Source organism: Streptosporangiales bacterium (assembly GCA_009379955.1).
Taxonomy (GTDB): Bacteria; Actinomycetota; Actinomycetes; order Streptosporangiales; family WHST01; genus WHST01.
Map to the genome: position 1 here is coordinate 1 of WHST01000168.1, position 12,335 is coordinate 12,335.

Below are 12,335 nucleotides of genomic sequence, written 5' to 3' on the forward strand. Positions count from 1 at the left end.
ACAACGTCGGCTGATCGTTTACAGTTCTGAACACGATGGCCTCGATCCCTTCTAGCCCAAGGGTTCGAGGCCATCCTCTCCACCACCAGCCACCACATCATCGACCGCCACGCTGCGACTTTTTCAGGTCGAAGTAGCTACAGCTAGGCCGGCGCTGGGCGGAGCAGCGTTGCCGTGGCTGGGTGACCGTTGACGAGGATGTCGTGGGACGCGACGACCTGAAAGCCTGCTTCCTGAGCCACGTCGAGGAGCAGACCGACGCCGCGACGATTCATCAGTACGACAACACGCGACCCGCGTGGGTTCAGGACCCTGGCGAACGAGGCAAATGTCGCAACCAAGAACTTTCGCAGGTCATCGACAGATTCGTACTCACCCCAAGGCGGGTCGGTGACGATCGTTGTGACCGAGCCGTCCTCGATGCTGGGCAACTGCCGAGCGTCCTCACAGCGGACTACGACCTGCCGTGGCAAATCACCCGGATCCGCGTCGCGGGAGAGCACCGTGTCAGAAGTGATGATCGACGCCGCGGGGTAGCGCGAGCGAGCACGCGCCAGGGCGTGACTGCCGCCAAAAGGATCCAGAAAGCGGTCGCCCTTGCTCGGTTCGGACATGCGAATGAGTAGATCCGACACCTCGGGCGCCAGGCTGCCGGCAGGTACCCGAGTCTTCGAGGTCATTTTCGGTCCCCTGCGAGCGAGGAGAAAACGATCCAGGTCGCGGCGCCCGACGATCCAGTACTCCTCGCCGAGACCGCGTGCTTCGACCCGCGCACGGGCTGCCCGACCTATCGCGTTCTCCAGGTGGGTGCGCGCAGGCTTGGGCAGCGGAGCGAGTTGGCCGTCGATGTGGGCCATCAGCCGGAAAGGTCGTCCGTTCGCCTCACGAGGTAGCTGGAGTCGCCCTTCGGCCAGGGCGGCGCTGAAGCTCTCTAATGCGGAGGCGAGGTTCCTTCGAGGCACGTCATACAGGACGTGGAACACGTTCTTGAGATACGGCAGATCCGCGATCGCCCGCACGGACGTCTCGGAGGTGAACATAGCACTGCTGTCGTCGCTGAACTCGAGCTTCGCCTGGACGTCAGCCTCGAGGCTCGCGGTGACCAGAGCGCTCAGACCTGCGGGAAACTGGGCATAGTACCGCGCGGGACCAGCGCTGCGGCCAGGATGCTGGACCGCAGCGTTACCATGGGTGTGCCTATGGGGTCGTTGTCCAGCATCGCTCGCCCGACGTGCGTTGCCGCGCCTGCTCATTTGCGTTTTCCTCCTGCATGCCGGTGGAACGCAGCCGCCTCTGCCCGCAAGAGAACCAGCAGCGGCGTCAAGGACGTGCTCCTCGGTCAAGCAGGGAGTCGGGCGCGCACCAGCCGACTCCGGTTGTCAGCGCATATCGCCCACGATCATAGACGCGCAGTCAGGACAGCAGTCCAAGCCGACCAACAGCACGGAACGGAAGACGTTGAACGTGTGTTCGATCGCAGCGTTGTGGCGAACAGTCAGAAGTAGGATCACGGCCGGTCAGGGGGCCCAGTGCAACACGCAGCGATGGCTAACCCACGAGCGGCGTGTAGCGGTCGAGCATGGACTGAACGATCCACACAGATCGCTGCGAGATTGCGTGCAGGCACTCTATGGCTGCTCCGGCGGGCGCACTGAAGACAGCCATGAGCAGTTGTCGACCCAAGCTTCATGTCGGCTCGCGGTTGCCTCCGGCCCCGGCACGGCGACCACTGGCGACGACAGGCTCGGCAAACCGCTGCCTCGATCATGGCCGCAGGTGAATGAACGTGAGAAGACCAACTCGTCGGACCTTTCGAAGCGAACTGCGGGATTGCGCGGACATCTCTCGCTCCCTTCGATCGATCCGTCATGGACCCACGCACCGTACCGGTCGGACGTCGACGCCCGTCAATCGATTTGTGGCCACCGGCGTGACTTGACCTCAATATTGGTCGAGGTTTCAGGCTTGGATCCATGACACCGACCTCTGCTCAGATCACCTCGCCTCGGACCTCCGGAAAGCGCCGATGGATCGGGCTCGCCGTGCTCGCCCTGCCCGCTCTGCTCGCTTCGCTCGAGCTCACCGTGACCAACCTGGCGCTGCCGTCGATCGGCAGAGACCTCACCGTCGGCAGCACGCAGCTGCTCTGGATCGTGGACGTCTACGCGTTCTTCCTCGCCGGTTCGCTCATCACGATGGGTGCGTGGGGCGACCGGATCGGGCGGCGGCGCATCCTGCTGGTCGGCGCCGCCGCGTACGGAGTCACCTCGGTGCTCGCGGCCTACGCCGTCAACGCCGAGATGCTCATCGCCACCCGTGCCCTGATGGGCGTGGCCGGCGCGACCCTGATGCCGTCGACCCTGTCGCTGACGGCCACGCTGTTCCCCGAGCCACGCCAACGGGCCACGGCCGTCGGGGTCATCGTCGCCAGCGTCTCAGGGGGGACCGCGCTCGGTCCGCTCGTGGGTGGATGGTTGCTCGAACGGTTCTGGTGGGGATCGGCCTTCCTGCTGAGCGTTCCGGTCATGGCGGTGCTGCTCGTACTCGCGCCGGTCCTGCTGCCCGAGCACCGCGATCCCGCCGTTCGACGGCTCGACGTCGTCAGCGCACTGCTCTCGCTGGTCACGGTGCTCCCGATCGTGTACGGACTCAAGCGGGTCGCCGCCGAAGGCGTCGGCCCGACGTCCGCTCTCGGGATCGCGGTGGGTCTCGCCTCGGGCGCCGCCTTCGTGCGGAGGCAACGCCGGCTCGCCGAGCCGTTCGTCCGCCTGGAGCTGTTCGCCCACCGGGGGTTCGCGACCGCGGCCGGCACCCTGGCGCTCGGCATCTTCGTGCTGTGGGGATCGAACTACGCCATCGCCCAGTACCTGCAGCTCGTCGAGGGCCTCTCGCCGCTGCACGCCGGCCTGTGGACCGCGCCGTCGGCCGTCGGCGTCATCGTCGGATCGACGTTGGCACCGCGCATCGCCCGCGTGGTCGATCCGCCGCTCGTGATCGGCGTCGGCCTGCTCCTCGCGGCGCTCGGCTACGGCGTGCTGACCCAGGTGAGCGGGGCGAACGGGCTCATCGTCCTCGTCACCGGCGCCATCGTCGTCTCGCTCGGCCTAGGCCCGATGATGGCGCTGGCCACGGACATGGTCATCGGTGCGGCGCCGCCCGAGCAGGCCGGAGCCGCGGCGGCGATCTCGACCACGGCACCGCAGCTCGGCGGCGCCCTCGGCATCGCGGTCATCGGCAGCGTCATCACCGCCGTCTACCGCCGGTCGACCGCCGGATCGGTGCCGGGCGACGCTCCCGAGGCGGTGGTGGACGCGATGAGGGACAACCTCGGCGCCGCGGTCACGGCAATCGCACGGCTCACCGGTCCGCTCGCCACCGAGCTGCTCGACGTCGCCCGCGACGCGTTCACCACCGGGTTCCACGTGGCGGCGGGCATCAGCGCCGTCCTCATGGCCGGTACCGCCGTCGTGGTGCTGATGCTCCGGCGAGACGGCTCCGGCCGGGCGTAGGGCCCGGCCGGAGCCGTCTCGAGGTGCTCGGTCAGGAAGCGGCGAACAGGGAGCGGAAGGTGGTCGGGCCCACCTCGCCGGTCTGCTGGATGTGGTGAGTCCACTGGTAGCTCTTCGCGTACTTCCCGGTGGACGCGGTGTACTCGCCGTCCACGAGAGCGCTCGGGCCCTGCGTGGCGTAGCGCGGGCCGTGGGCACGCAGGGCGTACTGCACGCCCTTGACGACGTCGGAGCGCTCGTCACCACGGTCGACGAGGCCGACGTCGTGGCGCAGCGCCTGCCAGGTCGCGCCGTCGACCTTCCCTGACATGGGGAGGCTCTTGTCGAGCTGATAGCGCTTCACGGCGGCCTTCAGGCCGCCGGTGAAGTCGTCGCCACCCCTGGCGGTCGGGGAACAGCCGTCGAAGTGGTCGGACTGGTCGAGGAAGCAACGCACCGCGGCGACACGGTAGCCCTCGTCGCCCTGGGACAGCGTGACCCACGGCGTCCGCTCGATCTCCTCGAGGGTGCCCGCGTTCGCGGTGGCGGCCGGCCCGACGGCGATCGCGAGGCCGGCTCCGGTGGTGGCGGCGGCTACGGCGACGCGGCGGATGAGGTTCATACGTGGTCCCTTCGCGGTTGCTGATCACACGTCACGACAGCGACGGCGCGCGACCGCACGCGGTTCACCCGGATCGGGCAGCTGACCAGTACAGGCCAGGTGCCGGCAGGAACGCCGGCCGCCGCATCCGTTGCCGCGTACGCGAGCGGCGGAGGACACTTCTCTCGTGGACGACGTCCTCGAGCACGGCCCCGAGCGCCCTCCGCGCCGGCCGTTCGTCCGGTCGCGCCGGGTGGACGCGGTATGCGTGCTGGCCGCCGTCGCCGCGATCGCCGGGTTCGCCGTAGGCCAGCGGGGCCCGGCGCACGTCACGACCACCCGCGCGCTGCCGACGCCCGCGGGCACCTGGATCTCGCCGATCGTCTTCGGTACCGGCGCGGATGCCGTCGGCATCGTCATCGATCATCCACCGCGCGTCGACCCGGGGCGGACGAACGAGAGCTACGACCGCACCGCCGACCGAGGGCCGTGGACGACCGTGGTCCGGCGTGACGACGGATCGCTCGGGCGCCACGGCGCGGTCGTCACCTACCCCGTGCCGGCGCCGACGACCGGTCGGCACACGCGCGTAGGTCCGGTCGTCGGCAGGAGCAGCCCCGGCGAGGTCGTCTGGCCGGTCGCGGGCGGGCACGCGCGCATCCGCAGCGACCTGCCGCAGGCCGACATGGTGGCGATCGCCGCCGCCACGTCGGTCCTGGCCGGTCGCCCCGTCGTCGACGCGCCCCCGGGCTTCCACGCCGTCGCGAGCGGGACCTACCGTCCCGTGTACGTACGCGAGGTGCGGTACGGCGCGCAGGAGGTCCGCGGCGCCGCTGAGCTCGGCGGGCTCGTCTTCGCCGTCGTCGCGAGTGGCGGCGCGATCGAGGAGCGCCTCTACGTCGACACCGTCTACGGGTCGGTGCCGGCGAGGGCCGAGACCGTCCACGGCCGTCCCGCCGTCGTCACGTCGAGCTTCGGCGGGAACGCCGCCGTCGCGTGGGAGCCCGTCCCCGGCGTCGTCGCGTACGTCGGGTACAGCGGCGCGAGCGCCGGTGACGCCACCCTCGCGGTCCTGCACACCCTCGCGGAACGGGCCCAGGTGCTCGACGGGCGGCATTGGCGTGCCACCGGGCCGCAGGTGATCGACCAGGTCAACGAGTACTGACGGCATCAGCTCGCCGCGAGACCCGGGACAATGGGACGGACGCATTCGCGACGAGAGGACGGGCATCCGTGGACGGTGTGGTGACGGCGGTCGGCAGGAGTGAGGGACACGCGTTCAGCAAGCCCACGGAGACGTCGATCCAGCTGCTCACCGGACTCGGGGTCGAAGGCGACGCGCACTCCGGCGAGACGGTCAAGCACAGGTCCCGGGTGAGGCGTGACCCCACGCAGCCCAACCTGCGGCAGGTCCACCTGATCCACGCCGAGCTGCACGACGAGCTGGGCGAGGCGGGGTTCGAGGTGAAGGCCGGTCAGCTGGGCGAGAACGTCACGACCCGCGGCATCGACCTGCTCGGCCTGCCGACGGGCACGGTGCTGCGCCTCGGCGACTCGGCCGTCGTCGAGGTGACCGGACTGCGCAACCCCTGCCACCAGATCGACGACTTCCAGCAAGGGCTGCTCAAGCAGGTCCTCCACCGCGACGAGGACGGCACCGTCGTGCGCAAGACGGGTGTCATGGGCGTCGTGCGCGCGGACGGCGACGTGCGGGTGGGCGACCCGGTCCTGGTCGAGCTGCCGGTGCGGCCCCACGAGCCGCTCGCACCCGTCTAGGGAACCAAACCCGTCAGCCGGTGGACCGGGCGGCGGACTGCACGCGGCGCCAGACCTTGCGGTACGAGTCCAACCCGTCCGGCCACAGCGGTCCGATCGGTCCGGCCGTGATGGCGACCCGCTCCGGGATCGTGCCCCACACCGGGACGCCCGCCTCGGCCCACTCGCCGAGAGCGTCCTGGTAGCTGCGGGTGAACGTGCGGGCCGAGCAGATCACCAGCCCCACCGGCGTGCCCTCGGGCACCATGGCGAGGACCGCCTCGACGCGAGGTGTCTCGACCCCGCCCACCCGGGTGGGCACGACCACCGCGGTCGCGCGCTCCAGCGCCTTGGCGAGCAGCCGCTCGTGCCCCGGCGGGGTGTCGACGACGGCGACGGCACCGTCGTCGACGCGTCCGAGAGCCCGTGTCAGCAGCCGATCCGTGGGTGCCTCGACGACCTCGATCTTCTCGAGCCGCTCGTCGGAGGATTGCTCGATCCACTCGGCGGCGCTGGCCTGCGGGTCGGCGTCGACGAGGCTCGCCGAGCGACGACTGGAGGCCAGAGCGGCCAGGTACACCGACGTGGTCGTCTTGCCGACCCCGCCCTTGAGTGCAGCCGTAACGACGATCATGGACCGACCGTAGCGTGTCGCGGCCCGTCGCGACCATGGTCGCGAGAACGACACCCGCCCAGGATCGGTCGATCACGAACGGTGAGAGCACACCGGACTGCGCGTCTCAGTGCATCTCGAAGTCGGCGAAGTCGAAGCCGGGAGACACGACGCACGACACGAGCACCTCGCCGTCCACAGGACTCGCCGCCTGCCAGATGCCGGGCGGCACCACGGCCTGTGGACACTGCCCGGCGGGGAGATCGTCGCCGAGCACGACCTCCCCGACGTCGCGATCCGGTGCCTCGCCCGCGCCACCGAGCAGCAGGCGCAACGGTCCGCCGGCGTGCCACAGCCACAGCTCCGCCGACCGGACCCGGTGCCAGCGCGACGATTCGCCCGGCGCGAGCACGAAGTAGATGGCCGTGGCCGACGCGCGCGTGCCGTCGTACCCGGCGGGCTCGACGGCGACGGCCGACCGCCAGGTCTCGCGGTACCAGCCGCCTTCGGGATGGGGCGCCAGGTCGAGCATCGTGGCGAATCGCGGCCGGTTCCCGGGTCCTGACATGGCGTCGAGACTACGGAATCTCGGTAACCCTCCGGTGGTGGTGCTGACACGAACAGGCAGGTGGGCGCATACTGGGAAGTGATGAACACTCGATTCGCCGCAACTCGGCGCGTTCTCCCTGGAAGTCCGTTCAACGTTGCACCGGCCGATCTCGGACCGGTGGAGCACTTCGCGATCGACGATCGCGTCACCCATGACCGCTATGGGCTCGGCACCGTGGTGAAGGTCGAGGGCGAGGTCGCCCTGCAGGCCGACTTCGGTCACGGGATCGTGCGACGCATCACGCTCCCGAGCACCAAGCTCTCCAAGCTCTGATACCGAGTCCTCGATATCGGACGGAGCCCGTCGGATTCCCTGACGCCTTCCCCACAGGCGACTCAGCGGGCCAGCAGATCGTCGAGTCGTGTGGCCGCCCCCTCCGGCACACGGCCTATCTCGACGACCTTGTCGCGTCCGCGCGCGCCGGAGATGATCCGTACGTCACGCGGGCGTACGTCGAACGCCTCGGCGAGTGCGCGGACGACGGAGTCGTTCGCTCTGCCCTCCACGGCCGGCGCGGCGACGGCGACGACGAGCGCGTCTCCCCTGGCGCCCGGACGGCGTCCGCCGACGAGCGTCCGCCGAGCGCCCGGCTTCACGCGCACCGCGAAGCGCAGCTCCGTCATCGCGCGATGACCCCACGCGAGGTGTGGGACTGCCATGCGGCGAGCAGGAACAGCACACCGCCGGCGAGGAACCACGGATCCCACAGGAGCAGGTGCCACCAGGCGGCGGCGGTGTGCATCGACGCGGGCGTCGGGATCAGGCCGATCGCCTGGATCGCCCGCGCACCGAGATTCGCCAATGCGTACAACGCCATCACGCCACCCGCCCCCGCGGTGGCGATGAGCAGCAGCCGGCGCGGGAGGCGCTCGCCCCACGGGCGGACGAGCGCGAGCGCGAGCATGCCGCCCGCGGCCTTCAGGGCACCGGTGACCCAGACGACCGCCGTGAACCAGGCATTCTGCCCGGCGAGTCCCTCGATGGTGTTGCTCAAGGTGTTCACGCCGAACGTGCCGCCGGCGGCCCAGTAGAAGCTCATCGTCGCGAACGCGAATGCCCACAGGGCTGCGGCGTGCGCGGCCCAGGTGCGCCGGCGCGGAGCCACCACCTCGGCTCGCTCGCGGCGCGGGAACGTGGGCATGGACAAGTCCTTCATGCTTCCGAGCATCGCGCGCCGGTCGCCGTGGCGCCATCCGGCAGCACCCTGGACCTACCCCTGACCCGGCTCAGGGCTCCTGGAACTGGTCCGCCGCCGGTTCCCACAGCTCCAACGGGTTCCCCTCGGGATCGCGCAACCAGACGAACCTGCCGTACTCGTACTCCTCGACACCGCGCTCGATCTCGATGCCCGCCTTCGCGAGACGGTCGAGGATGCCGTCGAGGTCGTCGACCCGGAAGTTGACCATCCACATGTTCTGCGGTCGCCCGAAGTCCTCGTTGTCCTGCGGCATCGGCGCCCACACGGTGGGGCCGGTCTGCTGCCACCAGTACGGATCGCTGTCCCTACTGGGCGGTGGCGCGACGCCGAGATGCTCGTCGTACCAACGGATCAGCGCCTCCGGGTCGGCCGCACGGAAGAAGAAGCCGCCGATGCCAGTGACTCGAGCCATGCGGGCGAACATACCAATCGACCCCTTCGGACGGCAGGGCGCGAGGCGACGGATGTGCCAGGGTGTGCGCATGCCCGTGATCACGCTCACCGGTGCCACCGGACGGATCGGCACGGCCCTTCGCGCGCGGATACCCCGTGACGGCGAGACCTGGCGGCTCGTCGACCTCCGCCCGGTGACCGACCCGCGTCCGCACGAGGAAGCCGTCACCGCCGACCTCAGCGACCTCGAGGCGGTCACGGGCGTCGTCGAGGGCTCCGACACGGTCGTCCACCTGGCCGCCGTCTCGACCGAGACATCGTTCGACGACATCTGCCGGCACAACCTAGTCGCGGCCTACAACGTGTTCGAGGCGGCGCGCGTGACCGGTGTGCGGCGCGTGGTGTTCGCGAGCACGATGCACGTCACCGGCTACTACCCCTGGGACGTCACGCTCACGCCCGACGCGCCGGTCCGTCCCGACACGCTCTACGGCGTCAGCAAGGCCTACGGCGAGGCGCTCGGACGCCTCTACGCCGACAAGCACGGCCTCGAGGTCATCACGGTCCGGATAGGGAACTTCGTCGACCGGCCCGATCGGCCTTCTGACCTGCCGATCTGGCTGAGCCACGACGACGCGGCACGCCTCTTCCGCGCCTGCCTCGACGCCGACATCGTCGACCACGTCGCGCTCTACGGCGTGTCCGCCAACACCAGGCGGGTGTGGAGCGACGACGGCTGGGAGGCGATCGGCTACCGCCCCGTCGACGACTCGGAGCGGTACGCGGACGACGTCCCCGGCGAGCTCACCCGGTGGCAGGGCATGGAGTTCACCGAACGCGGCTTCGGCCTGACCTGACCGGGGCGGCGCCCGTCGCGCCGGCCACCAGCGCCTCGTAGGCGTCAGGTCGCGTCGTGTCCTGGCCGAGGCGATTGTGCTTCGACTCCCCGTGGTAGTCACTCGACCCGGTGCCGACGAGGTCGAGCTCGCGCGCCAGCGAGCGCAGGTGCGTACGGGCGTCGTCGGTGTGGTCGGGGTGGTCGACCTCGACTCCCGCGAGGCCGGCACCGGCGAGCGTCTCGATGAGCGCGTCGGCGTGGGACGCGCCCCGCGACGCCGCCTTCGCATGCGCGAGCACGGCCACGCCGCCCGCACCGCGGACGAGCTCGACGGCGCGCACCGGGTCGAGAGCGTACTTGCTGACATGCGCGCGCCCGCCGTGGCCGATCCACTGCTCCGTGAACGCCTCGGGCACGTCGGTCACGACGCCGAGCTCGATCATGGCGCGCGCGACGTGCGGACGTCCGACGGAGCCGCCGTCGGCGAGCTCCTCGACCCGTTCCCAGGTGACCGGCACGCCGAGCTCGCGCAGCCGTACGACCATCTCGCGGGCACGGCGCACGCGGTCGGACCTGATCCTGTCGCGCTCGGCGGCGAACGCGGGCTCGTCCGGGTCGAACAGGTATGCGAGCAGGTGCACGCTCCTGCCGTCGTAGCGGCAGGAGATCTCCGCGCCGGGGACCAGGGTGAGACCGTCGGGCAGCGCCGCCGTCGCGCGGGCGTGCCCGCCGACGGTGTCGTGGTCGGTGAGCGCGACGACGGTGAGGCCCGCGTCGGCCGCGTTGCGGACCAGCTCCTCCGGCGTGTCGGTGCCGTCGGACGCGGTGCTGTGGGCGTGCAGGTCGATCCTCATCCGGCCGCGCCCGCTACCTGAGCACTGTGTCTCCACGCGCCCGCTTCCTCGCTCACGGGGCCAACATAGGCGAGAGGGCACCGAAGTCGAGGGTGTCGGGGACCTTCGCCCGCAGGTCGGCGAGCAGCAGGTCCTCGACCAGCAACGCCCCGGCGCTCGCGGGCGACAGCACGACCCACAGCCAGCAGCCACCGGCCTCGCCGACGTAAACCGCCCGGTCGGCGTCGCTCTGCACGCACCACAGCGGGGCCTCGTGCCCGAGCGCACGCACCTGAGCGTCCGCTTGCCCCTTGCCGACGCCGCCTCCGGGGTCGACGCCCGGCAGCCCGGCGAACCGCGCGCCGAGTCCGACGCCGGGTTCCTCCGCGACCAGGAGGAGGTCGGCGGGCCCGCCGAACGGGTTGGGCCCCGAGCACGCCACGACGGTCGCCCGGCCGCCGGTGCGCTCGTCGCCGGCGTACGACGCCCCCGTCACGAGCCACGCGGCGGGCAGTGGGCGCGGCAGCCAGACGGGCACGCGCGCCTTGCCCGCGATGGCGGCGAGAGTGGCGGTACTCGGTCTGGCGGCCGCGTGGAACGGGTCGACGCGGCCGTGCCACGGGCACGTCCAGGCACTCGACCACGGACCCGGCGCATGGATCTGGTGCGGGCCGTGCGGGCAGGTCGGCGCCCGATGCATGCCCATGACCATACTGAAGCCATGCTGATCCCGTGCGTAGGCGGCGTCGTCGACGACGGCGCGCGCCTGCTGCTGGTGCGGCGTGGACGGCCGCCGGGCGAGGGCCTGTGGTCGCTGCCCGGCGGGCGGGTCGAGCCCGGCGAGAGCGACGCCGAGGCCGTCGTCCGCGAGCTGCATGAGGAGACCGGACTCGCCGTGAGCCCGGGCGCGCTCGTCGGCACGGTCGAGCGCGACGCTCCCGGCGGGGACACCTACGTCATCCGCGACTACCGATGCACGGTCGTCGGCGGCACCCTCGCCGCGGGCGACGACGCGCGTGACGCCCGCTGGGTGCCGTACGCCGACGTGCCTGCCCTCCCCCTCACGGACCGGCTCCTCGACACCCTCAGGTCGTGGCGCGTGCTCCCCCCGCCGGTCACTTGACGGACGAGTCGCCGAGCTGCTCGCGGACGAAGGCGCGGGCGTCGTGGATGCGTGACTTCACCGTGCCGAGCGGGATGCCGAGGTGCCCGGCGATCTCGTTGTAGTCCATCTGGACGACGTCACGCAGCACGATCGGCTCGACGAGGTCGGCCCTGGTGTCCTCGAGCTTGTCGAGGGCCTCGAGCAGGTCGAGCCGCGAGCCGGCCACGACGCTCGTGCGCCGCGGGTCGGGGTTCTCCATCTGGAACTCGCTCGTCTGCTCGGCGGCACGGCGTTTGAGGGAGCGGTACGTCTGCCGCGCGCAGTTCGCGGTCACGGTGTAGAGCCAGGTCGTGAACTTCGACCGGCCCTCGAAGCGTGTGATGTTCTGCGCGACCTTCAGCAGGGTGTCCTGGCAGGCCTCCTCGGCGTCCTGCTGGTACGGCAGGAACCGCGAGCACCGGCGCATGACGTCGCGCTGGATGGCCTGCAGCAGCGAGTCGAGCGCGGGCCGGTCGCCCGCGGCCGCGCGCCGGGCGAGCGCCTCGATGTCGTCCTGACCGTCCACCGGTACTCCCTCGAAGAGACGTGTGCCTTCCCGAACCGTACTAGGAGGTTGGTGTGAAGCGTGCTCGTCGCGAGCGGCGTCCAGGGCGGTCAATGGCGGCGGCGGAGGACGAGCTCGTACTGGAACGTACTTGCGAGCTCCGACAACGCCGCCAGTGGCCGTCCTGGGCGTCGCGTAGCAGAGCAACGTTTCACACCAGCCTCCTAGTAGTACTTTGTTATGTCGAGTCTGCGGGGGTGGGTGGGCGTGGCAGGACGGGTTGCAGGCAGAGACGGCAAGCGCCGGTCCAGACGCCGAGTAGGGCCTGGAGTTCGCGGAGGACGGCGTAAAGAGTCA

Annotated in this window: 16 protein-coding genes; 6 read left to right on the forward strand and 10 right to left on the reverse strand. The window is 70.6% G+C overall.

Annotation, left to right across the window (positions count from 1 at the left end; translation table 11 throughout):
* Window positions 1-143 precede the first annotated feature (143 nt).
* A complete protein-coding gene (locus GEV10_30040) occupies window positions 144-1,253 on the reverse strand; it encodes a hypothetical protein (protein MQA82654.1) in 1,110 nt (369 codons plus the stop codon).
* Window positions 1,254-1,973: 720 nt separating this feature from the next.
* Here GEV10_30040 and GEV10_30045 point away from each other — a divergent pair.
* Window positions 1,974-3,509 carry an MFS transporter gene (locus tag GEV10_30045; GenBank protein ID MQA82655.1) on the forward strand — a complete coding sequence of 512 codons (1,536 nt, stop codon included), beginning with the start codon at window positions 1,974-1,976 and terminating at the stop codon, window positions 3,507-3,509.
* A gap of 31 nt (window positions 3,510-3,540) precedes the next feature.
* On the opposite strand, the gene GEV10_30050 is transcribed toward GEV10_30045, so the two are convergent.
* The gene (locus GEV10_30050; protein ID MQA82656.1) at window positions 3,541-4,110 is read right to left on the reverse strand and encodes a hypothetical protein; all 570 of its coding nucleotides are present in this window, start codon (window positions 4,108-4,110) and stop codon (window positions 3,541-3,543) included.
* 166 nt (window positions 4,111-4,276) lie between these two features.
* On the opposite strand from GEV10_30050, the gene GEV10_30055 reads away from it, so the two are divergent.
* Both GEV10_30055 and GEV10_30060 read left to right on the forward strand, forming a co-directional pair.
* Complete coding sequence (locus tag GEV10_30055; GenBank protein MQA82657.1) at window positions 4,277-5,254, forward strand: hypothetical protein; 978 nt, start codon at window positions 4,277-4,279, stop codon at window positions 5,252-5,254.
* Between the two features lie 68 nt (window positions 5,255-5,322).
* The gene (locus GEV10_30060) at window positions 5,323-5,865 is read left to right on the forward strand and encodes an MOSC domain-containing protein (protein MQA82658.1); all 543 of its coding nucleotides are present in this window, start codon (window positions 5,323-5,325) and stop codon (window positions 5,863-5,865) included.
* Window positions 5,866-5,878: 13 nt separating this feature from the next.
* Here the strand turns inward: GEV10_30060 and GEV10_30065 are convergent, their stop codons facing one another.
* Together GEV10_30065 and GEV10_30070 are read right to left on the reverse strand one after the other, a co-directional pair.
* Entirely contained in the window at window positions 5,879-6,478 is a 600-nt protein-coding gene (locus GEV10_30065) for an AAA family ATPase (protein MQA82659.1), read from the reverse strand.
* 106 nt (window positions 6,479-6,584) lie between these two features.
* Complete coding sequence (locus GEV10_30070; protein MQA82660.1) at window positions 6,585-7,025, reverse strand: cupin domain-containing protein; 441 nt, start codon at window positions 7,023-7,025, stop codon at window positions 6,585-6,587.
* 81 nt (window positions 7,026-7,106) lie between these two features.
* Here GEV10_30070 and GEV10_30075 point away from each other — a divergent pair, with 81 nt between their 5' ends.
* The gene (locus GEV10_30075; protein ID MQA82661.1) at window positions 7,107-7,340 is read left to right on the forward strand and encodes a hypothetical protein; all 234 of its coding nucleotides are present in this window, start codon (window positions 7,107-7,109) and stop codon (window positions 7,338-7,340) included.
* A gap of 62 nt (window positions 7,341-7,402) precedes the next feature.
* Here GEV10_30075 and GEV10_30080 read toward each other — a convergent pair whose 3' ends face one another.
* The 3 genes from GEV10_30080 to GEV10_30090 form a co-directional block, all read right to left on the reverse strand.
* The gene (locus GEV10_30080) at window positions 7,403-7,681 is read right to left on the reverse strand and encodes a DUF167 domain-containing protein (protein ID MQA82662.1); all 279 of its coding nucleotides are present in this window, start codon (window positions 7,679-7,681) and stop codon (window positions 7,403-7,405) included.
* 5 nt (window positions 7,682-7,686) lie between these two features.
* Window positions 7,687-8,208 (reverse strand): DUF3995 domain-containing protein, encoded by a 522-nt coding sequence (locus tag GEV10_30085; GenBank protein MQA82663.1) that lies wholly within the window; start codon window positions 8,206-8,208, stop codon window positions 7,687-7,689.
* An 85-nt stretch (window positions 8,209-8,293) separates the two neighbouring features.
* Window positions 8,294-8,677, reverse strand: coding sequence for a VOC family protein (locus GEV10_30090; protein MQA82664.1), 384 nt, complete (start codon window positions 8,675-8,677; stop codon window positions 8,294-8,296).
* On the opposite strand from GEV10_30090, the gene GEV10_30095 reads away from it, so the two are divergent.
* Complete coding sequence (locus GEV10_30095) at window positions 8,658-9,515, forward strand: NAD-dependent epimerase/dehydratase family protein (protein MQA82665.1); 858 nt, start codon at window positions 8,658-8,660, stop codon at window positions 9,513-9,515. The two genes, GEV10_30090 and GEV10_30095, sit on opposite strands and share 20 nt — an antisense overlap.
* Here the strand turns inward: GEV10_30095 and GEV10_30100 are convergent.
* Both GEV10_30100 and GEV10_30105 read right to left on the reverse strand, forming a co-directional pair.
* On the reverse strand, window positions 9,487-10,350 hold the full coding sequence (locus GEV10_30100) for a PHP domain-containing protein (GenBank protein MQA82666.1): 864 nt from the start codon (window positions 10,348-10,350) through the stop codon (window positions 9,487-9,489). The genes GEV10_30095 and GEV10_30100 overlap by 29 nt on opposite strands.
* 52 nt (window positions 10,351-10,402) lie before the next feature.
* Window positions 10,403-10,990 carry a hypothetical protein gene (locus tag GEV10_30105; protein MQA82667.1) on the reverse strand — a complete coding sequence of 196 codons (588 nt, stop codon included), beginning with the start codon at window positions 10,988-10,990 and terminating at the stop codon, window positions 10,403-10,405.
* Window positions 10,991-11,050: 60 nt separating this feature from the next.
* Here GEV10_30105 and GEV10_30110 point away from each other — a divergent pair, with 60 nt between their 5' ends.
* Window positions 11,051-11,452, forward strand: a complete 402-nt coding sequence (locus GEV10_30110) for an NUDIX domain-containing protein (GenBank protein MQA82668.1) — start codon at window positions 11,051-11,053, stop codon at window positions 11,450-11,452.
* Here the strand turns inward: GEV10_30110 and GEV10_30115 are convergent.
* Window positions 11,445-11,999 (reverse strand): sigma-70 family RNA polymerase sigma factor, encoded by a 555-nt coding sequence (locus GEV10_30115; GenBank protein ID MQA82669.1) that lies wholly within the window; start codon window positions 11,997-11,999, stop codon window positions 11,445-11,447. The two genes, GEV10_30110 and GEV10_30115, sit on opposite strands and share 8 nt — an antisense overlap.
* Window positions 12,000-12,335: the final 336 nt, after the last annotated feature.